The organism is Pedococcus sp. 2YAF34, assembly GCF_052114585.1.
Classification (GTDB): Bacteria; Actinomycetota; Actinomycetes; order Actinomycetales; family Dermatophilaceae; genus Pedococcus.
In genome coordinates, this window is sequence record NZ_JBFRFA010000022.1 from 30,958 (window position 1) to 52,534 (window position 21,577).

The 21,577-nt window shown below is 72.8% G+C and carries 23 protein-coding genes and 3 tRNA genes; 23 read left to right on the plus strand and 3 right to left on the minus strand.

All coding sequences use genetic code 11. The annotated features are described in order from the left end of the window. Window position 1 precedes the first annotated feature (1 nt). From AB4Z02_RS12570 to AB4Z02_RS12645, 16 genes are all read left to right on the plus strand, one after another. A complete protein-coding gene (locus AB4Z02_RS12570) occupies window positions 2-598 on the plus strand; it encodes a nucleotidyltransferase family protein (RefSeq protein WP_235531299.1) in 597 nt (198 codons plus the stop codon). A 115-nt stretch (window positions 599-713) separates the two neighbouring features. After that, the gene (locus AB4Z02_RS12575; protein WP_056882201.1) at window positions 714-1,607 is read left to right on the plus strand and encodes an AAA family ATPase; all 894 of its coding nucleotides are present in this window, start codon (window positions 714-716) and stop codon (window positions 1,605-1,607) included. Further along, window positions 1,604-2,731 carry a vWA domain-containing protein gene (locus AB4Z02_RS12580; RefSeq protein WP_056882202.1) on the plus strand — a complete coding sequence of 376 codons (1,128 nt, stop codon included), beginning with the start codon at window positions 1,604-1,606 and terminating at the stop codon, window positions 2,729-2,731. The genes AB4Z02_RS12575 and AB4Z02_RS12580 overlap by 4 nt, the downstream gene beginning before the upstream one ends. Continuing rightward, entirely contained in the window at window positions 2,724-3,926 is a 1,203-nt protein-coding gene (locus AB4Z02_RS12585) for an XdhC family protein (protein WP_056882203.1), read from the plus strand. The genes AB4Z02_RS12580 and AB4Z02_RS12585 overlap by 8 nt, the downstream gene beginning before the upstream one ends. Before the next feature lie 88 nt (window positions 3,927-4,014). Next, entirely contained in the window at window positions 4,015-4,521 is a 507-nt protein-coding gene (locus AB4Z02_RS12590; protein WP_056882204.1) for a (2Fe-2S)-binding protein, read from the plus strand. Continuing rightward, entirely contained in the window at window positions 4,518-7,010 is a 2,493-nt protein-coding gene (locus tag AB4Z02_RS12595) for a xanthine dehydrogenase family protein molybdopterin-binding subunit (protein ID WP_441971317.1), read from the plus strand. The genes AB4Z02_RS12590 and AB4Z02_RS12595 overlap by 4 nt, the downstream gene beginning before the upstream one ends. Then, window positions 7,007-7,861 (plus strand): FAD binding domain-containing protein, encoded by an 855-nt coding sequence (locus tag AB4Z02_RS12600; protein ID WP_056882206.1) that lies wholly within the window; start codon window positions 7,007-7,009, stop codon window positions 7,859-7,861. Before AB4Z02_RS12595 ends, AB4Z02_RS12600 begins: the two co-directional genes overlap by 4 nt. 4 nt (window positions 7,862-7,865) lie before the next feature. Then, window positions 7,866-8,600, plus strand: coding sequence for an SRPBCC family protein (locus AB4Z02_RS12605; protein ID WP_056882207.1), 735 nt, complete (start codon window positions 7,866-7,868; stop codon window positions 8,598-8,600). A gap of 84 nt (window positions 8,601-8,684) precedes the next feature. Further along, window positions 8,685-9,143 (plus strand): type II 3-dehydroquinate dehydratase, encoded by a 459-nt coding sequence (gene aroQ, locus AB4Z02_RS12610; protein WP_056882208.1) that lies wholly within the window; start codon window positions 8,685-8,687, stop codon window positions 9,141-9,143. Between the two features lie 28 nt (window positions 9,144-9,171). Beyond that, on the plus strand, window positions 9,172-10,365 hold the full coding sequence (locus AB4Z02_RS12615) for an acyl-CoA dehydrogenase family protein (protein WP_056882209.1): 1,194 nt from the start codon (window positions 9,172-9,174) through the stop codon (window positions 10,363-10,365). A gap of 136 nt (window positions 10,366-10,501) precedes the next feature. Beyond that, window positions 10,502-10,574: transfer RNA gene (locus AB4Z02_RS12620), tRNA-Thr, on the plus strand. A gap of 33 nt (window positions 10,575-10,607) precedes the next feature. After that, window positions 10,608-10,681, plus strand: a tRNA-Met gene (locus AB4Z02_RS12625). Window positions 10,682-10,804: 123 nt separating this feature from the next. Next, window positions 10,805-10,975 carry a 50S ribosomal protein L33 gene (rpmG, locus tag AB4Z02_RS12630; protein WP_056882210.1) on the plus strand — a complete coding sequence of 57 codons (171 nt, stop codon included), beginning with the start codon at window positions 10,805-10,807 and terminating at the stop codon, window positions 10,973-10,975. A gap of 85 nt (window positions 10,976-11,060) precedes the next feature. Next, on the plus strand, window positions 11,061-11,507 hold the full coding sequence (locus tag AB4Z02_RS12635; RefSeq protein WP_056882211.1) for an FAS1-like dehydratase domain-containing protein: 447 nt from the start codon (window positions 11,061-11,063) through the stop codon (window positions 11,505-11,507). Continuing rightward, window positions 11,504-11,932, plus strand: coding sequence for a MaoC family dehydratase (locus AB4Z02_RS12640; protein WP_082589967.1), 429 nt, complete (start codon window positions 11,504-11,506; stop codon window positions 11,930-11,932). The genes AB4Z02_RS12635 and AB4Z02_RS12640 overlap by 4 nt, the downstream gene beginning before the upstream one ends. 10 nt (window positions 11,933-11,942) lie before the next feature. Continuing rightward, window positions 11,943-13,016 (plus strand): UDP-N-acetylmuramate dehydrogenase, encoded by a 1,074-nt coding sequence (locus AB4Z02_RS12645; protein WP_056882212.1) that lies wholly within the window; start codon window positions 11,943-11,945, stop codon window positions 13,014-13,016. On the opposite strand, the gene AB4Z02_RS12650 is transcribed toward AB4Z02_RS12645, so the two are convergent. From AB4Z02_RS12650 to AB4Z02_RS12660, 3 genes are all read right to left on the minus strand, one after another. Further along, entirely contained in the window at window positions 13,017-14,042 is a 1,026-nt protein-coding gene (locus AB4Z02_RS12650) for an adenosine deaminase (protein ID WP_441971319.1), read from the minus strand. Between the two features lie 89 nt (window positions 14,043-14,131). Beyond that, complete coding sequence (locus AB4Z02_RS12655) at window positions 14,132-14,632, minus strand: DUF5709 domain-containing protein (RefSeq protein WP_056882214.1); 501 nt, start codon at window positions 14,630-14,632, stop codon at window positions 14,132-14,134. Between the two features lie 93 nt (window positions 14,633-14,725). Next, complete coding sequence (locus AB4Z02_RS12660; protein ID WP_441971321.1) at window positions 14,726-16,036, minus strand: aminotransferase; 1,311 nt, start codon at window positions 16,034-16,036, stop codon at window positions 14,726-14,728. A 276-nt stretch (window positions 16,037-16,312) separates the two neighbouring features. Between AB4Z02_RS12660 and AB4Z02_RS12665 the strand changes: the two genes are divergently transcribed. The 7 genes from AB4Z02_RS12665 (at window position 16,313) to rplK (ending at window position 21,495) form a co-directional block, all read left to right on the plus strand. After that, entirely contained in the window at window positions 16,313-16,618 is a 306-nt protein-coding gene (locus AB4Z02_RS12665) for a DUF4242 domain-containing protein (RefSeq protein WP_441971323.1), read from the plus strand. Next, window positions 16,615-16,755 carry a hypothetical protein gene (locus AB4Z02_RS12670; RefSeq protein WP_156399770.1) on the plus strand — a complete coding sequence of 47 codons (141 nt, stop codon included), beginning with the start codon at window positions 16,615-16,617 and terminating at the stop codon, window positions 16,753-16,755. Before AB4Z02_RS12665 ends, AB4Z02_RS12670 begins: the two co-directional genes overlap by 4 nt. 143 nt (window positions 16,756-16,898) lie before the next feature. Then, on the plus strand, window positions 16,899-19,448 hold the full coding sequence (locus tag AB4Z02_RS12675) for an ATP-binding protein (RefSeq protein WP_441971324.1): 2,550 nt from the start codon (window positions 16,899-16,901) through the stop codon (window positions 19,446-19,448). A 162-nt stretch (window positions 19,449-19,610) separates the two neighbouring features. Beyond that, window positions 19,611-19,683 (plus strand) — tRNA-Trp (locus tag AB4Z02_RS12680). A 68-nt stretch (window positions 19,684-19,751) separates the two neighbouring features. Beyond that, window positions 19,752-20,012, plus strand: coding sequence for a preprotein translocase subunit SecE (gene secE, locus AB4Z02_RS12685; protein WP_162253882.1), 261 nt, complete (start codon window positions 19,752-19,754; stop codon window positions 20,010-20,012). 65 nt (window positions 20,013-20,077) lie between these two features. Next, the gene (gene nusG / locus AB4Z02_RS12690) at window positions 20,078-20,965 is read left to right on the plus strand and encodes a transcription termination/antitermination protein NusG (protein ID WP_441971326.1); all 888 of its coding nucleotides are present in this window, start codon (window positions 20,078-20,080) and stop codon (window positions 20,963-20,965) included. Between the two features lie 92 nt (window positions 20,966-21,057). Beyond that, a complete protein-coding gene (gene rplK / locus AB4Z02_RS12695; protein WP_056882220.1) occupies window positions 21,058-21,495 on the plus strand; it encodes a 50S ribosomal protein L11 in 438 nt (145 codons plus the stop codon). Window positions 21,496-21,577: the final 82 nt, after the last annotated feature.

Below are 21,577 nucleotides of genomic sequence, written 5' to 3' on the forward strand. Positions count from 1 at the left end.
GGTGCCCCCGTCCGAGGAGCAGCTCCGCGGGATGGCGGGGCTGCTCCTCGCGGCCGGCGGCGGTCGCCGGATGGGACGGCCCAAGGCCATGCTCGACGACCCCTCCGGCGGCAGCTTCGTCGAACGGGGACTGCAGGTGCTCCGCGAGTCGGGGTGCGACCCGGTCGTGGTCGTCCTCGGGGCCGGGGCGGCGCAGGTCCGGCCGCTCGTGACCGCTGCCGACACGGTCGTGGAGGCGGCGGACTGGGCGCAGGGACAGAGCACGTCGCTGCGGGCGGGACTCGAGGCGGTGGCGGCCGGTCCGGCCGATGCCGTGGTCGTGCTGCTCGTGGACCTCCCCGACGTGGGCGCCGACGTCGTGCGCCGCGTACGTGAGGCCACGGCCGGTGAGGGCCCTGCGGCCCTCGGGCGCGCGGCCTACGGTGGCGCGCCGGGCCACCCCGTCGTCCTCGGACGCGACCACTGGGCAGGCGTCCTCGACCTGCTGGCGGGGGACCGGGGGGCGCGGGACTACCTCGCGGCCCACCCGCACACGGTGGTCGAGTGCGGCGACCTCGCCACCGGCGCGGACGCGGACACCCCGGCCGACCTGTCCTGACGCACACCCGGTCCACGCGCGGGTGAGCACCGCTGGACGGCGCGAACGGACCTCTCGTCGCGCCCGGTCCGTCGGCGCCCTTTCGCTGCGGACCGGCGTGGGTGATGATCAGGACATGGAGCCACGGGAGGCCTTTGCGTCGGCCGGGGAGCTGGCGCAGGGCCTCGGCCGGACGGGGTACCTCGCGGACGCGTCCCTCGCCACGGTCGCCTGGCTGGCCCTGCGCCTGCAGCGCCCGCTCCTGCTCGAGGGCGAGCCGGGCACGGGCAAGACCGCGCTCGCCGAGGCCGTCGCCGAGGCGCTCGACCTGCCCCTGATCCGGCTCCAGTGCTACGAGGGGATCGACGCCACCCAGGCGCTGTACGACTGGGACTTCCCGCGCCAGATCCTCCACCTGCGCGCCGTCGAGGCCGTGGCGGCCGACCGGGCCAAGGACGTCGAGGCGGTCGAGGACCAGCTCTTCGACGAGCGCTTCCTGCTGGCACGCCCCGTCCTGCGGGCGCTGCGCGAGGCCCCCGCCGTCCTCCTGGTCGACGAGGTCGACCGCGCCGACGACGAGTTCGAGGCGTTCCTCCTGGAGGTGCTCTCGACCTGGCAGGTCACCATCCCCGAGCTGGGCACGGTGGCGGCCGCGACCCCTCCGGTCGTCGTGCTGACGTCCAACCGCACCCGCGAGCTGCACGACGCCCTCAAGCGACGCTGTCTCTACCACTGGATCGACCACCCCGGTCTGCAGCGCGAGCTCGAGATCGTCCGGAGCCGCGCGCCTCAGGTGTCCGAAACCCTTGCGGCACAAGTGGTCTCGACCGTGCAGGCGTTGCGCCGGGACCAGGAGCTGATCAAGCCACCGGGGGTGGCGGAGACGCTGGACTGGGTGCGGGCGCTGCACGAGCTGGGCAGCCCCACGCTCGACCTCGACACCGCCGCGGCGACCCTCGGCGTCGCGGTGAAGTACCGCGAGGACGCCGAGCGCGTCCGCTCGGCCCTGGACCGGATCCTGGCGTCATGACCGGCGCCGCCCCGGTCGCCCTGCGGCCCCACGCCCCCGATGCGGTCCTGCTCGGGTTCGCGCGGGCGCTGCGGGCGGCCGGGGTGGCGGTCACGGCCGACCGTGAGCGCACCTACCTCGAGGCGGCCGCAGAGGTCGGCCTGCTCGACCCCGCCGGGGTCTACTGGGCCGGCCGGGCGACGCTGTGCTCGTCACCGGCCGACCTCGAGCGCTACGACCAGGTGTACGCCGCGTGGTTCGGCCTCGAGCGCGCCGGCACCCGCCCCCGGCAGGACCAGCCCCCCACGGTGACCATGGCTTCGCTCGACACCGACGGCGCCTCTGGGGAGGCCGGGGGGCAGGAGCAGGACACCGTCCAGGCCCGGGCGAGTGCGACCGAGGTGCTGCGGCACCGCGACATCGCCACCCTGGGCAGCGCCGAGCGCGCCCACCTCGCCGCGCTCTTCGCCCAGCTGCGCCCCCGCGCGCCGCGGCGTCCGGCGCACCGCGCGACCCCGTCCCGGCGGGGTGCCGTGGACGCGCGCCGGACGCTGCGCGAGCAGCTGCGCCGGATGGGCGAGCCTGGCCCGATCGCGTGGCGCCGCCGAGGCACCCGCCCACGGAGGGTCGTGCTGCTGGTCGACGTGTCGGGGTCCATGAGCGCCTACGCCGACGCCCTGCTGCGGCTCGCGCACACGTACGCCGCGACCGGGCTGCCCGTCGAGGTGTTCACCCTCGGCACCCGGCTGACCCACGTGACCCGGCCGCTGCGCCAGCGCGACCCGGAGCGCGCACTGGTGGCGTGCGGCGACGTGGTGCCCGACTGGTCCGGGGGCACCCGCCTGGCCCAGGGGCTCAAGGCCTTCCTCGACCGCTGGGGGCGGCGCGGCATGGCACGGGGCGCTGTGGTGGTGGTGTTCAGCGACGGCTGGGAGCGGGACGCGCCGGAGGCCCTCGGTGAGCAGATGCGTCGACTGAGGGCTCTCGCCCACCGCGTGGTGTGGGTCAACCCGCACCGGGGCAAGGAGGGCTACGCGCCCGTGCAGCAGGGGATCGTCGCCGCGCTGCCCCACATCGACGACTTCGTGGCAGGACACTCCATGGCTGCCTTCGAGGAGCTGGTGGAGGTGGTGGCCTGTGCGTGAGGTGATGCCGGAGCTGGTGCGGTGGTGGGAGGCGGGGGCCACCGTCGGCGTCGGCACCGTCGTGGCGACCTGGCGCTCCGCCCCGCGCCCCGCAGGCGCGTCCATGCTCGTCGGCCCGGGTGGCGAGGCGGTCGGATCGGTGTCCGGCGGGTGCGTGGAGGGCGCCGTCTACGAGCTGGCCTCGGCGGTCGTCGCCGACGGGACGCCGGTCCTGCAGCGCTACGGCGTCAGCGACGACGACGCGTACGCCGTGGGCCTGACCTGTGGCGGCATCCTCGACGTCTTCGTCGAGAAGGTGAGCCGCGAGACGTTCCCCGAGCTCGGTGGGGTCGCCGAGGACGTCGAGGCCGGACGGCCGGTGGCCGTCGCCACCGTCATCGACCACCCCGACCCTTCGTGGCTCGGGCGCCGGCTGGTGGTGCGACCGGAGGGCTCCGAGCCCGGCGACAGCGGGTCGCTCGGCTCGACGCGCGCCGACGATGCCGTCACCGACGACGCCCGGGGTCTCCTCGCGGCAGGGCGCACGGAGACGCTCACCTACGGTCCGGACGGCGAACGGCGCGGCGAGGGCATGCGCGTCTTCGTCTCCTCGTTCGCCCCGCGCCCACGCATGCTGGTCTTCGGCGCCATCGACTTCGCGGCGGCCGTCGCCCACGTGGGTCACTTCCTCGGCTACGAGGTGACGGTCTGTGACGCCCGGCCCGTCTTCGCCACCGCCAGCCGCTTCCCCTCGGCCGACGAGGTCGTCGTGCAGTGGCCGCACCGCTACCTCGAGGCCGAGCGCGACGCCGGTCGCATCGACGGGCGCACCGTCGTCTGCGTGCTCACCCACGACCCGAAGTTCGACGTGCCCGTCCTCGAGATCGCGCTGCGGCTGCCGGAGGTGGCGTTCGTGGGGGCGATGGGCTCGCGCCGCACCCACGACGACCGGCTCGCGCGGCTGCGGGAGGCAGGGCTGACCGACGAGGAGCTCGGGAGGTTGTCGAGCCCGGTCGGCCTCGACCTCGGCGCCCGCACCCCGGAGGAGACCGCGGTGAGCATCGCCGCCGAGATCGTGGCCCTGCAGTGGGGCGGGCGCGGCGACCGCCTCGCCGACCGCGAGGGGCCCATCCACCACCACGCCGACACCGGTCCGGAGCCGCCGGCGGTGTCAGCCGACATGGCAGAGCACGCGGGAGGTGGGGCGAGGACCTAGCCGGTCCGCGGGGTTGTCGAAGCAGGGCAGTGCAGCAGTAATCCGCAGAGGCGCCGGCAGGTGCCCCTCGAACACAAAGGAGTGTTGGATGACCCGGATCAACGTCACGGTCGACGGTGTCGGCTACGAGGACGAGGTGGAGCCGCGCACGCTGCTCGTCCACTACCTGAGGGAGACCTTGGGCAAGACCGGCACGGTGGTGGGGTGCGACACGAGCAACTGCGGGGCCTGCACCGTGCACCTCGACGGGCGCAGCGTGAAGTCCTGCAACGTCCTCGCCGTCCAGGCCGACGGCCACGAGGTGACCACGATCGAGGGCCTCGCCCAGGACGGCGAGCTGCACCCGATGCAGAGGGCGTTCCACGACTGCCACGCGCTCCAGTGCGGCTACTGCACCCCCGGCATGATCATGCAGGCCATCGACGTCCTCAACGACAACCCGCACCCCTCAGAGGAGCAGATCCGCGTCGGCCTCGAGGGCAACCTGTGTCGCTGCACCGGCTACCACAACATCGTCAAGGCCGTGCAGCAGGCGGCTGACGAGGGATCCACCGCGGGTGCCTCCGCAGGTGCCACTGCAGGCGGTGCCCAGTGACCGCCGTCGAGGACCGGCCGAAGACCGAGATCGGTGCGGCCCGCAAGCGCAAGGAGGACCAGCGCCTCATCACCGGCCGGACCAAGTGGACCGACAACATCCAGCTCCCGGGCATGCAGCACCTGGCCATGGTGCGCAGCCCCTTCGCGCACGCCACGATCACCGGCATCGACACCTCGGCGGCGAAGTCGTCGCCCGGGGTCCTGGCGGTCCTGACCGGTGAGGACGTCAAGGACATCCAGGGCGGCATGGCCAACGCCTGGCCCATCACCGAGGACCAGAAGGCGCCGGTGCACCCGGCGATCGCCGTGGACCACGTGGCCTTCGCCGGTGAGATCGTCGCCGTCGTCGTGGCCAGGTCCGCCGCCGCTGCCCGTGACGCCGCCGAGCTGGTGGACGTCGACTACGACGAGCTGCCGCCGGTCCTCGACCTCAAGGAGGCCGCCAAGGACGCGGTGCTGGCGCACCCCAGCCTGGGTACCAACAAGAGCGCGTTCTGGCAGTTCGACTCGGCAGGTGCGGGGACGGGCGGGCCCGTCGACGAGGCGATCGAGAAGGCGCGGGCCGACGGCATCGTCATCGAGCGCGAGTACCGCCAGCAGCGGCTCATCCCCGCGTTCATGGAGCCGCGGTCTGTGGTGTGCGACCCGACCGGCGAGCAGCTGACGATCTGGACGGCCACGCAGGTCCCGCACTTCGTCCGCATCTTCACCGCCCTGGTGCTCGGCATCCCGGAGAGCAAGATCCGCGTCATCGCCCCCGACGTGGGCGGCGGGTTCGGCGGCAAGCTCCAGCACACCCCCGAGGAGGTCATCGCCGTCCTCGCGGCGCGGCACACGGGCAAGCCCGTCAAGTACACCGAGACCCGCAGCGAGTCGCTGCTCTCGGGGCACCACGGCCGCGACCAGTGGCAGAAGCTCACCCTGGCCGCCACCAAGGACGGCACGGTCACCGGGCTCAAGGTCGACCTCCTGGCCGACATGGGCGCCTACCTGGGGCTCGTCACCTCCGGAATCCCCGTCCTCGGGGCGTTCATGTTCAACGCCATCTACAAGTTCCCGGCCTACCAGTTCAACTGCACCAACCTGTTCACCAACAAGACGTGGACCGACGCCTACCGCGGAGCCGGGCGCCCCGAGGCGACGTATGCCATCGAGCGGCTCATGGACGAGCTCGCCGCCGAGGTGGGCGTGGACCCGCTGGAGATCCGCGAGAAGAACTGGATCAAGCACGAGGAGTTCCCGTTCACCACGGTGGCCGGGATGACCTACGACTCCGGCAACTACGAGGCGGCGACGGCCAGGGCACGAGAGCTCTTCGACTACGACGGGCTGCGCCGCGAGCAGCAGGAGCGCCGCGACCGCAAGGACCCGGTCCAGCTGGGCCTGGGCGTCTCCACCTTCACCGAGATGTGCGGGCTCGCCCCCTCCCGGGTGCTCGGTGCGCTGCGCTACGCCGCGGGCGGGTGGGAGCACGCCACGGTCCGGATGCTGCCGACCGGCAAGGTCGAGGTGGTCACGGGCACCTCGCCGCACGGCCAGGGCCACGAGACGGTCTGGAGCCAGATCATCGCCGACAAGCTCGGCGTCCCGTTCGAGGACGTCGAGGTCCTGCACGGCGACACCCAGATCGCCAACCGCGGCCTCGACACCTACGGCTCACGCTCGCTGGTCGTCGGTGGACAGGCCCTGGTGATGGCTGCCGACCGGGTCATCGAGAAGGCCAAGCCGCACGCCGCGCACCTGCTGGAGGCCTCGGTCGACGACATCGAGTTCTCCGGCGGCCAGTTCAAGGTCAAGGGCACCGACAAGGGCAAGGCCATGGCCGAGGTGGTCTGGGCGGCGTTCTCGTCGCACGACCTGCCCGAGGGCCTCGAACCCACCCTGGACGCCGACGCGACCTACGACCCCGTCGACTTCTCCTTCCCGCACGGCACCCACCTGTGCGCCATGGAGGTCGACACCGAGACGGGTCAGGTGTCGATGCGCAAGTACGTCTGCGTCGACGACATCGGCAACATCATGAACCCGCTCATCGTCGAGGGGCAGGTGCACGGCGGTCTCGTCCAGGGCATCGCGCAGGCGTTGTGGGAGGAGGCGGTCTACGACGACCAGGGGACCCTCGTGTCGGGCTCGTTCGTCGACTACACCCTGCCCACCGCGGCCGACACGATCTCGTTCGTCACCGACAACACCGTGTCGCCGTCGACGACCAACGACCTCGGCGCCAAGGGGGTCGGCGAGGCAGGCTGCATCGCCTCCACCCCGGCCGTCGTCAACGCCGTCGTCGACGCCCTGCGGCCAATGGGCATCAACGACATCCAGATGCCCTGCACCCCCGAGCGGGTCTGGAAAGCCATCCGGTCCGCCGGCTCCGACCAGGCCGACGCCACCACCGGTGACGCCCAGCCGCACTTCGACGCGGGGGCACCCAACCAGGCCCCACCGGACCCCAGTAGCAGCGCCTCCGCGGAAGGAGCGGACCAGTGATCCCGGCCCGGTTCGACTACGTCGCCCCCACCTCGGTGGCCGACGCGCTCAGCGCGCTGGCCGAGGCCGGCGACGACGCCAAGGTGATGGCAGGAGGGCAGAGCCTCCTTCCCATCCTGCGCATGCGCCTCAACGCCCCGGAGACGGTGGTCGACCTCGGTCGCATCGAGGAGCTGCGCGGGGTCCGCGACGAGGGCGACCACGTCGTCATCGGCGCCATGACCACGTATGCCGACGTGCTGGCGAGCGACCTCGTCCGCCAGCACGCGGGGGTGCTCACCGACGCCATCGAGGAGGTGGCCGACCCGCAGATCCGGCACCGCGGCACGGTGGGCGGTGCGCTGGTGCACGCCGACCCGGCCGGCGACGTCGGGGCCCCGGTGCTCGCCCTGGACGCCGAGCTGGTGGTCACCGGGCCGGGCGGTGAGCGCACGGTGCCGGCCGCCGAGTTCTTCCGCGACCTCTTCGAGACGGCGGTGGGCGAGGGCGAGCTGCTCACCGCGATCCGCATCCCGAAGCACACCGGGTGGGGCAGCCGCTACGAGAAGTTCGTGCGCGTGGCCCACCAGTGGTCCATCGTCGCCGTCGCGGCGACGGTACGGGTCGAGGGCGGCGCGATCGCGGAGGCCCGGATCGGGTTGACCAACATGGGTTCGACGCCGCTGCGGGCCACCGCGGTGGAGCAGGCCCTCGTCGGGAAGGCGGCCACGGAGGACGCGGTGCGGGAGGCGTGCGCCGCAGCCGCCGAGGGCACCAACCCGCCCTCGGACCTCAACGGCGACGCCGACTACCGCAAGCACCTCGCGACCGTCCTCACCCGTCGCGCGGTGCTCGCCGCGGCAGGGGCGTGAGCCCGTGGAGCTGACCCACTCGTTCACCGTCCCGGCCTCGGTCGAGCACACCTGGGCGACCTTCATGGACCTGCAGGAGGTCGGCAGCTGCTTCCCCGGGGCGACGGTCACCGACGTCACCGGCGACGGCTTCGCGGGGACGGTCAAGGTCAAGCTCGGACCGATCGCCCTGGTGTACTCCGGAAGCGGCTCCTTCGTGGAACGCGACGACGAGGCGCACCGTGCGGTCATCGACGCCAAGGGGAAGGACAAGCGTGGCAACGGCACCGCCGGCGCCACCGTGACGATCCAGCTCACCGACGCCGGTGACGGCACGACCAGGGCTGACGTGCAGACCGACCTCAACGTCACCGGCAAGCCGGCGCAGTTCGGCCGGGGCGTCATGCAGGACGTCTCGGACAAGCTGCTCGGCCAGTTCGTCGGCTGCATCGAGGGCAAGGTCGCCGGGCCACCGGCAGCAGCGGCGCCGGCATCCCCGTCGGACGAGGAGGTGGCGGCCGCCCCGACGGTTGCGACGCCCGTCGTCAACGGGTCCACCGGGGCGGGGCCGGCGCCCGTGCCCTCGTCGCCGGTGGCCGGCAAGACGCCCACACCGGCGCGCGAGGCCGAGTCCCTCGACCTCGGGGCGACGGTCCTCCCCGTCGTGCTCAGGTCCTACGCCACCCAGATCGCCGGCGCCGTCGCGGCCCTGGTGGTCCTCGTGGTCGTGGTCCGCAGCCTGCGCAGGCGCAGGGGCTGACAGCGCGCGACGACGCACGACCCCCAGGGGTCCCACCGCGACGGTGGGGTCCCTGCGGCGTGCCTGCTCACCTACGCTGGGCCCATGACCGGCCCGAGCGAGCCCACCGTCGTCGTCCTCAACGGACCGAACCTCAACCTGCTCGGCGAGCGTGAGCCGGAGGTCTACGGCCACGACACGCTGGCCGACATCGAGGCCCTGTGCCGCAAGGCGGCCAGCCGCGCCGGTCTCGCGGTCGACTTCCGCCAGAGCAACCACGAGGGCGTGCTCATCGACGCTATCCACGAGACGCGCCGGACCGCAGTCGGGTTCGTGGTCAACGCCGGCGCCCTCACCCACACCTCCATCGCGCTGCGCGACGCGCTCGCGACGGTCGAGGCGCCGGTCTTCGAGGTGCACCTGAGCAACGTCCACGCCCGCGAGGAGTTCAGGCACCACTCCTACCTCTCCGCCGTCTCCACCGGTGTCATCGTCGGCTGCGGCCCGAGCGGCTACGCCTACGCCGTCGCGCGCATCTCCGAGCTCGTCCAGCACCGCCCCTGAGGTCCGTCGAGGCGGCAGACTGGGGGCCATGGCCACCGCACGCAAGCCGCTCGACCCCATGGACCTCGCCGGCATCGACGACCTCCTCTCCGACGAGGAGAAGGCCGTCCGCAGCACGGTGCGCACCTTCCTCGACCAGCGCGTCGAGCCCCACGTCGCCGACTGGTTCGAGCGCGGTGAGCTCGACGACGTCCGCGGCCTGACCAAGGAGCTGGGCGCCCTCGGGCTGCTCGGGATGCACCTGGACGGCTACGGCTGCGCGGGCATGAGCGCCGTCGACTACGGCCTGGCCTGCCTCGAGCTGGAGGCGACCGACTCGGGGGTGCGCAGCCTGGTGTCGGTGCAGGGGTCGCTGGCGATGTTCGCGATCCACCGCTGGGGCAGCGAGGAGCACAAGCAGCAGTGGCTCCCACGGATGGCCGCCGGCGAGGCGATCGGCTGCTTCGGCCTCACCGAGCCCGACCACGGCTCCGACCCGGCCTCCATGCGCACCCGGGCGAGGCGGGACGGCGACGACTGGGTCCTCGACGGCGCGAAGATGTGGATCACCAACGGCTCCGTCGCCGACGTCGCGGTCGTGTGGGCGCAGGCGGGGGAGGAGCACGGCGGCATCCGGGGCTTCGTAGTGCCGACCGACACCCCCGGCTTCTCCGCGCCGCTGATCAAGCACAAGCTCAGCCTGCGGGCGTCCGTGACCAGCGAGCTGGTCCTCGAGGGCGTGAGGCTGCCCGCCGACGCGGTCCTCCCCGAGGTCCGGGGCCTCAAGGGGCCGCTCTCCTGCCTCTCCGAGGCGCGGTACGGCATCGTGTGGGGATCGCTCGGCGCCGCGCGCTCCAGCCTCGACACCGCACGCCGCTACTCCATGGAGCGCGAGCAGTTCGGCCGCCCACTGGCCGGGTTCCAGCTCACCCAGCAGAAGCTCGCCGACATGGCGCTCGAGCTCGTCAAGGGCCAGCTGCTCGCCCTGCACCTCGGCCGCCGCAAGGACGCCGGCACCCTGCGCCCCGAGCAGGTCAGCCTCGGCAAGCTCAACAACATCCGCGAGTCCCTCGACATCTGCCGCACCGCCCGGACGATCCTGGGCGCCAACGGGATCAGCCTCGAGTACCCCGTCATCCGGCACATGAACAACCTCGAGTCCGTGCTCACCTACGAGGGCACCGTGGAGATGCACACGCTCGTCATCGGGCAGGCGATGACGGGCCAGCAGGCCTTCCGGTAGACGCCCGGGAGGGGCGCTCGACCGGCGTCGGCAGGGGCCCGGAGCGGTGCGTGGACCTCGATTTTCGGTCCGGGCACCCGAGCGTGTAGTCTCACCGTCGCACTTCCGCACGGCTCCGTGAGCCGTGGGTGTGCAGGCCCCCTTAGCTCAGTCGGCAGAGCGTTTCCATGGTAAGGAAAAGGTCGTCGGTTCGATTCCGACAGGGGGCTCTGGGAAAGGCGTCGCAAGGCGCTGCACCCCATGGCGGGGTAGCTCAGCTGGTTAGAGCGCACGACTCATAATCGTGAGGTCGCGGGATCGAGCCCCGCTCCCGCTACAACCGCGATTTCAGGATCAGCCTGAATCCGCGTACCCTGATGTGTCGCCGCCTGATGTCCCCGGATGTCTTGGCGCGGCGCCCCAGACATCACCACCGTCAGTTCCGAGAGCAGGTTGCCCCGTGGCTAGCAAGAGCGCAGACGTCCGCCCCAAGATCACCTTGGCGTGCGTGGATTGCAAGGAGCGCAACTACATCACCAAGAAGAACCGTCGGAACAACCCCGACCGCCTGGAGATGAAGAAGTTCTGCCCTCGCGACGGGAAGCACACGGTCCACCGCGAGACCCGCTGAGCTGAACCGCTTCGACAGCCGCCCCGGACCCCGGTCCACGGGCGGCTTTGTCGTGTCCGCAGCCGCGCCCCATAGGGTGGGCTCCATGCCCGTCAACGCAGACTTCGTGGGGCGCAGCTACCCGCCCAGCGGCCCGTACCCCGTGAGCGCGGAAGCCATCGCCGCGTTCGCCGCCGCGGTCGGCTCGTCCGACCCCGTGCACTCGTCGAGCGAGGCGGCCAGGGCTGCTGGCTACGCCGAGGTCATCGCGCCGCCCACCTTCGCGGTGACCATCGCCCAGCAGTGTGACGCCGTCTTCGTGCAGGACCCCGAGGCCGGCATCGACTACAGCCGCGTGGTCCACGGCGAGCAGCGCTTCGTCCACCACCGGCCGATCACCGCCGGCGACGAGGTGCTCGGCACCCTGACCGTCGACTCGGTGCGTGCGGCGGGCGGCCACTCGATGGTCACCACCCGCACCGAGCTCGCCACGAGCGCCGGAGAGGCGCTGTGCACCTCGACGTCCACCATCGTCATCAGGGGAGGGGAGTGACCGTGGCCGTGCGCACCCTGGCCGGCACCAGCGTCGGCGACACCATCGGGTCCCGCACCATCGCCGTCGGCCGCGACACCCTCGTCGCCTACGCGGCGGCGTCGGGCGACCAGAACCCCATCCACCAGGACGAGCAGTTCGCCCGCTCCGTGGGCCTTCCCGACGTCATCGCCCACGGCATGTGGACCATGGGCGCGGCCGGGTCGGTCGTGGAGGAGTGGGCCGGTGACGGCGGCCGGGTCGTCGAGTTCGGCACCCGCTTCACCAAGCCGGTCGTCGTGCCCCAGGACGGTGGCGCCATCGAGGTCGGCGGCGTCGTCAAGGCCGTCGACGAGCAGACCCGCCGCGCCACGGTCGAGCTCACCGCCACCAGCGGGGGCGACAAGGTCCTCGGCCGCTGCGTCGCCGTCGTCCAGCTCGACTGAGCGCCGCTGCATGCGTGAGGAGCACGACGTCCCCCTGGCCGGCCTGACCACGATGAGGGTGGGCGGTCCGGCCGCCCGGCTCGTCACCGCCACGACGACCGACGAGGTCGTCGACGCGGTCCGCGAGGTCGACGACGCCGACGAGCCGCTGCTGGTGGTCACCGGTGGCAGCAACGTCGTCATCGCCGACGAGGGCTTCGCGGGCACCGTCGTCCGCATCGCCTCCGACGGGGTGGAGGTGGAGTCGTTCGACCTGTGCGGCGGCGCCATGGTGCGCGTGGCGGCCGGTGTGCCGTGGGACGAGCTCGTGGCGCGGGCCGTAGCCGAGGGGTGGTCGGGGATCGAGGCGCTGTCGGGCATCCCCGGGGGCACCGGTGCGACCCCGGTGCAGAACGTCGGCGCCTACGGCCAGGAAGTCGCCCAGACCATCGCCTCCGTGCGGGTCTGGGACCGGGGCGAGCAGCGGGTGCGCACGTTCGCCTCGGCCGAGTGCCGGTTCACCTACCGCCACTCGATCTTCAAGGGCACCTCGCGCTTCGTCGTCCTCGACGTGCTCTTCCAGCTCGTCCCGGGTGACCTGAGCCAGCCGGTGGGGTACGCCGACCTGGCCCGCCAGCTCGACGTGGCCGTGGGCGACCGCGTGCCGCTCGCCGACGCCCGCGAGGCCGTGCTGGCCCAGCGCCGTCGCCGCGGGATGGTGCTCGACGCCGACGACCACGACACGTGGTCGTGCGGCTCCTTCTTCACCAACCCGATCCTGTCGGCGTCCCGGTTCGCGGCGCTGGAGTCCCGCGCCGCCACCCGGCTCGGGCCGGACGGGCCCACCCCGCCGCGCTTCCCGGACGCCGGCGGCACCAAGACCAGCGCGGCCTGGCTCATCGAGCAGGCGGGCTTCACCAAGGGCTTCGCGCTCCCCGGCAGCTCGGCGGCCATCTCCTCCAAGCACACCCTGGCCCTCACCAACCGAGGCGGTGCGACCGCCGCCCAGGTGGCCGACCTCGCCCGGGCCGTCCGCGACGGCGTCCACGACGCGTTCGGCGTCACCCTCGTCAACGAGCCGGTGTTCGTCGGCCACGCGCTCTAGTCAGGCCGGCGCGTCCAGCCAGGCGTCCACCTCGGCGAGCGCGGCGTCGCGCACGTCGGAGGGCGCCCGGCTGGCCCGCAACGAGGCGCGGGCCAGGTCCGCCAGCTCCTCGTCGCAGAAGCCCAGCCCGCGCGCCGCGTCGTACTGCGCCGCGAGCCGCGACCCGAACAGCAGCGGGTCGTCGGCCCCCAGGGCCACGGGTATGCCGTGCTCCACCAAGGTGCGCAGCGGCACCTCGTCGGGGGTGGCGTAGACCCCGAGGGCGACGTTGCTGCCGGGGCACACCTCGAGCGCGATGCCCGAGTCGGCGACGCGCTCGAGGACGCGCGGCTCCTCCACGACCCGCACGCCGTGGCCGAGCCGGTCGGGCTCGATGGCGTCCAGGGTCGCCTCGACCGCCGCCGGGCCGAGGAGCTCGCCGGCGTGGGGGACGAGCGCCAGCCCCGCGTGGCGGGCGATCCGGAAGGCGGCCGCGAACTCGGCGGTGTCGCCGCGCCGCTCGTCGTTGCTCAGCCCGAACCCGACCACCGAGCCGGGGCCCTCCCCGGCGTACTGCACCGCGAGCCGGGCCAGCGTGCGGGCGTCCAACGGGTGGCGGATGCGGCTCGCGGCGACGACGACGGCGACCTGGGTCGCCTCCTCCCGAGAAGCTGCCGCGGCCTCGTCGAGGACGATCTCCAGCGCCGGGGTGATGCCGCCGACGAAGGGCGCGTAGGACGTCGGGTCGACCTGTAGCTCGAGCCAGCGCGACCCCTCGGCCGCGTCATCCCGGGCCGCCTCGCGCACGATCCGCCGCAGGTCGGCCTCGTCGCGGACGCAGGCCCGGGCCGCGTCGTACAGCCGCTGGAACCGGAACCAGCCCCGCTCGTCGCGGGCGCTCAGCCGCGGCGGCCAGCCGCTCGTGAGGGCGTCCGGCAGCCGGATCCCGTGCTTGGCGGCGAGCTCGCGCACCGTCTCCACCCGCATCGACCCGGTGAAGTGCAGGTGCAGGTGGGCCTTGGGGAGCGCGTCGACGGGCCGGGGCATGCGGTGCAGTGTGGCACCGCATAGGACGCAGCGAGGCGCCGACCCGCTCGGGGTCGGCGCCTCGGCATGCTGCCGCGTGGTGGACCGGGTCAGTCGCCCTCGACCACGTGCATGGCCTGCTCCTCGGGGCTCTGGTCCCCGTCCCCGGAGCCGAGCTCCTCGCCCACCAGCTCGGGCTCGTCGTCCTCGCGCGTGCCCTCGTCGGGGTCCGCGAGCTGGCCGACGGCGCCCTCGCCCACCTCGGCGTCGCCGAGGAAGTCCTGGCTGGCGTCGATGCTGTCGGGGTCGTCGCCACCGACCCGCGGCTCGGGGTCCAGTCCGCCTTCGTTGTCCGGCGCGCCGTAGGCCGAGTCGGGGTCGGAGACCTCCTGCATGACCCGCTGGTCGATCGTCTCGTCGAGGCCCTGCTCGGTGGCCGTCGTGCCCCACTCGGTGTTGCGGGGCTGCTGGTCCGGGGGTGACCAGGGCTCGTTGTCGCCCTCGCTGGAGTCCAGCAGCTGCTCCTGGCCGCTGCCGGCGTCGACGGCGTCGTCCACGCTGTAGCTGCCGAGGTCGTCCTCGATGCTTTCGGTTCCCGGCTGATCGCTCATGTGACCACCCTGCGGCAGGGGGAGGGGAGCCGCAAGGCCAGGCCCCGGTCGGGGCCTCCTGCGCCATACCGCCCGGTACGGCGCCCGGTCCTCTCAGGCGGTGCGGGCTGCGCCGGCCTGCTCGGCAGCCGCCAGCAGGACGCAGGTGGCGACGGCCTCCATCGCGGCCGTGACCTGCTCCAGCGGCGGGAACGTCGGCGCCAGGCGGATGTTGCGGTCGCGGGGGTCGTCGCCGAGCGGGAACGACGAGCCGGCCGGGGTCAGCGCGACGCCGGCCTCCTTGGCCAGCTGCACGACGCGGGACGCCGTGCCGTCGAGCACGTCGAGGCTGACGAAGTAGCCGCCCGTGGGACGGGTCCACGTCGCGACGTCGAGGCCGCCGAGGCGCTCGTCGAGGACGCGCTGCACCTCGGCGAACTTGGGGGCGATGATCTCGCGGTGCTTGACCATGTGGTCGCGGACGCCCTGGGGGGAGCCGAAGAACTGGGCGTGGCGCAGCTGGTTGACCTTGTCGGGGCCGATCGAGCCCTTGCCGAGGTGGCCGAGGTACCACTTCACGGTCTCGACCGACCCGGCGAGAAACGCTACCCCCGCGCCGGCCCAGGTGATCTTCGACGTCGACGCGAACATGATCGGCCGGTGCGGGTGCCCCGCGGCTGCCGCGAGGCTGAGGATGTCGGCGCTCTTGGCCTCGTCGGCCGTGAGGTGGTGCAGCGCGTAGGCGTTGTCCCAGAAGATCTTGAAGTCGGGGGCGGCCGTCTCCATCGACGCGAGCCGGGCAGCCACCTCCTGGCTGACGACCGACCCGGACGGGTTGGCGTACGTCGGCACGATCCACATGCCCTTGACGCTCGGGTCCTCGGCGACGAGCGCCGCGACCGCCTCGGCGTCCGGACCGTCCTCTCGCATCGGGACGGTCACCATCTCGATCCCGAACGACTGCAGCAGCGTGAAGTGCCGGTCATAGCCCGGGACGGGGCAGATGAAGGTGACCTTCTCCTCCTTGCTCCACGGCCGGGGGGAGTCGACGCCGCCGTGCAGCAGCAGGTCGACGAGGGCGTCCTTCATCATCGTCAGGCTCGAGTTGCCACCGGCGACGATCTGCTCGGGCTCGACCCACAGCAGCTCGGCGAACATCTCCCGCAGCTCGCGCAGCCCCTCGAGGCCCCCGTAGTTGCGGGTGTCGGTGCCGGTGGCGTCGGTCCAGCCCTTCGGCAGGGTCAGCAGGTCGTTGGCGAGGTCGAGCTGCTCGCTGGCCGGCTTGCCCCGCGTGAGGTCGAGCTTCAGCCCGCGCTGCTTGAGCGCGGCATACGCCACCTGCTGCTCACGGACGAACGACGCGAGGTCGTCGGCGGAGCGCTCGGCGAGGGGGAGGGGGCGGTCGGCGGCGGTCTGCTCGGTCACGCTGCCATGGTCCCAGAGCGGCGCGGCGGGACGCAGTCGCCGTCCGCAGCCCGGTCACCGACGTCGGTGGGCAACGCGGGCCACCGGTTCGTCATGCCCACCTGACCCCGCCGTCCGCCGGTCATGCCTACCCGGTCGCACCCGCCGGACCGGTGCGGACATGGGCAGGGGGAGCGGCGCAGATGGGCAGGTGGCACCGATGCCGCCCACCCCGCCCCGATCCCACTCTTGGAGGGCAGCCGGCAGTGGGCCGGCTCACTCACCGAAGGAATGACGATGAAGCGATTCATGATCGAGCGGGTGTTCCCGGGCGCCAGCGACCTGACGACCGAGCAGCTCGCCGAGATCTCCCGGACCTCCAACGCGGCGGTGGACTCCCTGGGGGTCCCGTACACCTGGGTCACCAGCTTCGTGGCCGGCGACAAGATCTACTGCCTCCACGAGGCCGACGACGCCGAGACCGTGCGCGAGCACGCCCGGCGCGGCGGGTTTCCGTGCACCCTGGTCGCCGAGGTGGCGGCCGAGTTCGGCGCCCACACCGCGACGGAGCACGAACGACAGCGAGCGGGGGCCACGACGTGAACGAGGTGCAGATGCACGCCTACCTCACCGAGGTGCTCGTCGGTGGGCGGCGGGGGGCGGCTCGCCCGGTCGGCCCGCGGAGCGCCCGTCAGGTCATCCTCGACGTCCGTCAGCGCCGCCGGGCGGACGCGAGGTGACCCCACCCGCCACCACCGGGTCGCGATCCGGTGGTGGCGCGACGGCCGGGGACGGCAGGGGCCAGGTGCCCCGGCGTCCCCGGCTTCGTCGTGCCCCTCAAAACCCCTTCCTCCCACGCTCCGGCGGCTCGTACCCTGACGAGGTGGACCTCGTGGAGAGGGAGCCGCAGCTGGAGCAGCTCAGGGCAGCCCTGCGCCGCGCCACCGACGAGGGCAGCGTGGTGGCCGTCGCAGGGGAGGCCGGGGCGGGCAAGTCCGCGTTGGTCCGCGCGGCGACGTCCGACCAGCCCTGGTCCCGGGTCGCCCGGGGTCTGTGCGACCCCCTCGACACCCCGCGCCCGCTGGGTCCGGTCCGGGACGTGCTGTCCGAGCTCGGTACGGCGCCGGGCCAGGACCCCGTGGCGCTCGCCGCGCTCGGGGAGCGGCTGCTGTCGGCGGCTGCCGACGAGCCCACGACCGTCGTCATCGAGGACGCGCAGTGGATCGACGAGGCCTCGGTGGACGTCCTGCGCTTCGTGGCCCGCCGGATCGAGCTGGTGCCCCTGGTGCTCGTCATCACCTACCGCGAGGGAGAGATCGGTCCGCGCCACTCGCTGCGTCCCCTGCTGGGCGACCTGGCCAGGCTGGACTCGGCCGCGACGATCCACCTCGCCGGGTTGTCCGTCGACGCCATACGCGGCCTCCTGCAGGGCACGCCCCTGGACGCCGTCACCGTCTGGGCCCTCACCGCCGGCAACCCGTTCTTCGTCACCGAGATCGCGCGCCACCCCGCCGAGCGGCTGCCGACGTCGGTGCGCGACGCGGTGCTGGCGGGTACGAGCGCGGTCGACGCCGACGACCTCGAGGTGCTCCAGCTGCTCGCCACGGCCCCGGACGGGGTCGACGACAGGTTGTTCCCGCACCTGGGTGTCGACGTCCCCCAGCTGCGCCGCCTCGAGGGCACCGGGCTGCTGAGGAGGTCACGACGCGGGGTCGTCTACCGCCACGAGCTGGCCCGGCTCGCGGTGGAGGGGGCCATCCCGGCCGGGGTGGCCGCATCCCTGCACGCCCGGGTGCTGGAGGCCCTCGAACGCCTCGGCGGCAGTGACCCGGCCGTGCTCGCCCACCACGCCCACGCGTCGGGTGACGAGGGGCGGACGCTGCGCTACGCCGACCGGGCGGCCCTCGACGCCGCGCTGGCCGGCTCCCACCGGGAGGCGGTGTCCTTCCTGGAGCTCGCGGCAGCCAGCACGTCCGACCCGCAGGACCGGGCTGCGCTGCTCGAACGGCTGAGCTTCCAGCTCTACATGGTGAGCCGGCTCCCGGAGGCGCTCGCGGTGATCATCGAGGCGAGCCGGCTGTGGGAGGAGGTCGGCGACCAGGACGGGCTGTCGGCGGCGCACAACCGCCGGGCGCTGATCGAGTACTACCTCGCCCGGCGGGCCGAGGCGCAGTGCCACGTCGAGGCGGCCGTCGCCCATGCCTCGTCGCCGACCCACGGCTCCGCGCGGGCCATGCAGATGTTCCTCGCCTACCGCCGCAACGCGCTGAGGGAGGCTCGTTCCAGCGGTGCGGTGGTCCGGGCCATCGCCTCCGAGCGGCGCGACGAGGAGCTGCGGCTCCGCGCCGACATCGTCGGCGCCGCGGCGGACCTGGTGGACGGGAGCGCGGACGCCCGCGAGCGCCTGCTCGACCTGTCGGCCGAGGCCGCGAGCCGCGGCTTCGACGAGACCGCGTCGACCGGCTGGTCCCAGCTCGCCGCGATCGACGTCGAGCAGCGGCGCCTGCGCGACGCCGAGCGGCTGCTCGACCGGTCGCTGCCGTTCACGGTCGAGCGGGACATCCCGATCTGCAACCAGTGGCAGACCGGCGTCCGCTCGCGGCTGCAGCTCGAGCGCGGCCGGTGGGAGGCGGCCCTGGAGGACGCGAGGTCGGTGCTCGACGGCGGCGCACCCATCGCGAGCCTGTGGCCGCACCTGGTGAGCGCACTGGTCCCGCTGCGCCGCGGGGACGCGCCGGACGACGGTGTGCAGGACCACCTCGAGCGGGCCTGGCGCCTCGCGCAGGAGATCGACGAGCCCCTCGCGCTGCTCGCCGTGACGACGGCGCTGGCAGAGCGGGCGTGGCTGCTCGGGTCCGGCGACCCCAGGCTCGAGATGGCGGCGACGCTGGTGCGCGACGCAGGGTCGGTTCCCGGCGTGCAGTGGGCGTCGGGGCAGCTGGCGCTCTGGCTCGGGCGCCTGGGCCTCGACCCGGGGGCGGTCGGGGTCGCCGAGCCCGCCAGGCTGCAGCTGGACGGCCGCACGGACGAGGCAGCCGAGCACTGGCGTGCCCTCGGCGCGCCCTACGAGCGGGCCCTGGCCGCCCTCGACTCGCTCGACGAGGGCACCGCGGTCGCCGCCCTGGCGGACCTGGAGACGATGGGCGCCTGGGCGACCGCGCAGCGGGGTCGCGACGTACTTCGGGCGCGCGGCCTGGCGAAGGTCCCGGCTCGCCGGCGCGTGACGACGGTGGCCAACCCGGCCGGCCTGACCTCCCGCCAGCTCGACGTGGCACGGCTCGTGGCCGAGGGCCTGACCAACTCCGAGCTCGCCCAGCGGCTCTACATCTCCACCCGCACGGCGGACCACCACGTCTCGGCCGTGCTGGCCAAGCTCGGCCTCGCCACCCGCAGGGACGTGGTCAGGCAGGCCGCGGACCTCGGCCTCGTGTGAGCGGCCGGCCGCGTCGGCAGCGAGTTCGCATTCGAGGCCGCGGCTCACGTATGCTTGCTCCTCGGTTGACTCTGACCATGCTTCCTGCGTGCCCTCCAACGGGTCGCCGGTGCGCGGCCAGGGACTTCCTCGGAACTCCCCGCCCCCCGCGAGGTGTTCCGTAGGGCAGTGGCTCAATTGGTAGAGCACCGGTCTCCAAAACCGGCGGTTGGGGGTTCGAGTCCCTCCTGCCCTGCGTTGCAGGACCTGCGGCCGACCCCGGCCCAGGGCAGACACAGTGAAAGCAGAGACATCGTGACGGACGTGAGCGCGCAGACCCGCGGCTCTGGTCGCACCGGCCGCAAGGGCGGCCGCGGCGGCAACCCGGTCTCCCGGTTCTTCCGCTCGCTGTCCCTGTTCGTCAGCCAGATCCTCGACGAGCTGCGCAAGGTCGTGCGGCCCACGCGTAGCGAGCTGGTCAACTACACGATCGTCGTGATCGTGTTCGTGACGTTCGTGATGGCGCTGGTCTCCTCGGTGGACTTCGGCTTCACCAAGCTCGTCCTGTGGGTCTTCGGCGGCTAGTCGCCGCCCTCCCGCACTGACCCGGGGCACACCCGGTGAACACCAGAAGGAAGTAGGTCATCAGCGTGTCCGACCAGTGGACCACCGACAACGCGGAGCCGGAGACCGACCAGGACACGGTCGTCCAGGGCGCCGACGCCTCCGCCGAGCTCGAGCAGGCCGGGACGGACTCTGTCGACGACTCCGTGGACACCGCCGACGACGCCTCCGAGGAGGCGACCGACGCCTCCGCCGACGAGACGACCGATGCCGCCGCTGACGTCGCGTTCAGCGACGCCGGGTCGAGCGCGGACGAGGGCTCCGACGAGGCCGCCGCCGACCTCCCCGACATCGACGCGCCCCCGGCCGACCCGGTCAAGGAGTTCAAGGACGCCCTCGCCAGCAAGTTCGGTGACTGGTACGTCGTGCACTCCTACGCCGGCTACGAGAACCGCGTGAAGGCCAACCTCGAGAACCGCACGACCTCCCTCAACATGGAGGACTACATCTTCGAGGCCCAGGTGCCCATGGAAGAGGTCACCGAGATCAAGAACGGGCAGAAGAAGCTCGTCAAGCGGGTCCGGATGCCCGGATACGTCCTCGTGCGCATGGACCTCACCGACGAGTCCTGGGGCGCCGTCCGCCACACCCCGGGCGTCACCGGCTTCGTCGGCAACGCCCACCAGCCCGTGCCGCTGAGCCTCGACGAGGTCTTCACCATGCTGGCCCCTGCCGACCTGGAGAGCTCGGCAGCCGCCGGGGCCGCGTCCGGCTCCGCCGCCAAGCCGCGCGAGACCGCCGTCGTCGACTTCGAGGTCGGCGAGTCCGTCACCGTCATGGAGGGGCCCTTCGAGACCCTTCCCGCCACGATCTCCGAGATCAACGCCGACACCCAGAAGCTCAAGGTGCTGGTCTCGATCTTCGGCCGGGAGACCCCGGTCGAGCTGTCGTTCAACCAGGTCGCCAAGATCTGAGCGAGCGGCTCCTGCCCCCGGTCCGCGGGGGTACTGCAACCGGGTCATCGCCCACGGCGTAGGCCCAACCACCACAGAAGGAACACCAGGACATGCCTCCCAAGAGCAAGAAGATCTCCGGCTTCATCAAGCTGCAGATCCAGGCCGGCGCCGCGACGCCCGCCCCGCCCGTCGGCCCCGCCCTCGGTCAGCACGGCGTCAACATCATGGAGTTCGTCAAGGCGTACAACGCTGCGACGGAGTCCCAGCGCGGCAACGTCATCCCCGTCGAGATCACGGTCTACGAGGACCGCTCGTTCACCTTCGTCACCAAGACGCCCCCGGCGGCCGAGCTCATCAAGAAGGCTGCCGGCGTGCCCAAGGGCTCGGGCGAGCCGCACAAGACCAAGGTCGCCAAGCTGTCGGCCGACCAGGTCCGCGAGATCGCCACGATGAAGATGGAGGACCTCAACGCCAACGACGTCGAGCAGGCCATGAAGATCATCGCCGGCACCGCCCGCTCCATGGGCGTCGAGACCGAGCTCAAGTAACACCACCGAACCCCCCCGGTACGCCGCTGCGGCGGCGTACCGGGGACCGTGGCAGGACCGCGCTGGTCCGCGAGACCACAAC

Bases quoted from the DNA above. Each gene is read 5' to 3' on its own strand.
- AB4Z02_RS12655 (WP_056882214.1), bottom strand. From the start codon at position 14,632: ATGAGCGATCAGCCGGGAACCGAAAGCATCGAGGACGACCTCGGCAGC.
- AB4Z02_RS12615 (WP_056882209.1), top strand. From the start codon at position 9,172: ATGGCCACCGCACGCAAGCCGCTCGACCCCATGGACCTCGCCGGCATC.
- AB4Z02_RS12590 (WP_056882204.1), top strand. From the start codon at position 4,015: ATGACCCGGATCAACGTCACGGTCGACGGTGTCGGCTACGAGGACGAG.
- AB4Z02_RS12650 (WP_441971319.1), bottom strand. From the start codon at position 14,042: ATGCCCCGGCCCGTCGACGCGCTCCCCAAGGCCCACCTGCACCTGCAC.
- AB4Z02_RS12665 (WP_441971323.1), top strand. From the start codon at position 16,313: ATGAAGCGATTCATGATCGAGCGGGTGTTCCCGGGCGCCAGCGACCTG.
- aroQ (WP_056882208.1), top strand. From the start codon at position 8,685: ATGACCGGCCCGAGCGAGCCCACCGTCGTCGTCCTCAACGGACCGAAC.
- AB4Z02_RS12645 (WP_056882212.1), top strand. From the start codon at position 11,943: ATGCGTGAGGAGCACGACGTCCCCCTGGCCGGCCTGACCACGATGAGG.
- AB4Z02_RS12580 (WP_056882202.1), top strand. From the start codon at position 1,604: ATGACCGGCGCCGCCCCGGTCGCCCTGCGGCCCCACGCCCCCGATGCG.
- AB4Z02_RS12575 (WP_056882201.1), top strand. From the start codon at position 714: ATGGAGCCACGGGAGGCCTTTGCGTCGGCCGGGGAGCTGGCGCAGGGC.
- AB4Z02_RS12635 (WP_056882211.1), top strand. From the start codon at position 11,061: ATGCCCGTCAACGCAGACTTCGTGGGGCGCAGCTACCCGCCCAGCGGC.
- rplK (WP_056882220.1), top strand. From the start codon at position 21,058: ATGCCTCCCAAGAGCAAGAAGATCTCCGGCTTCATCAAGCTGCAGATC.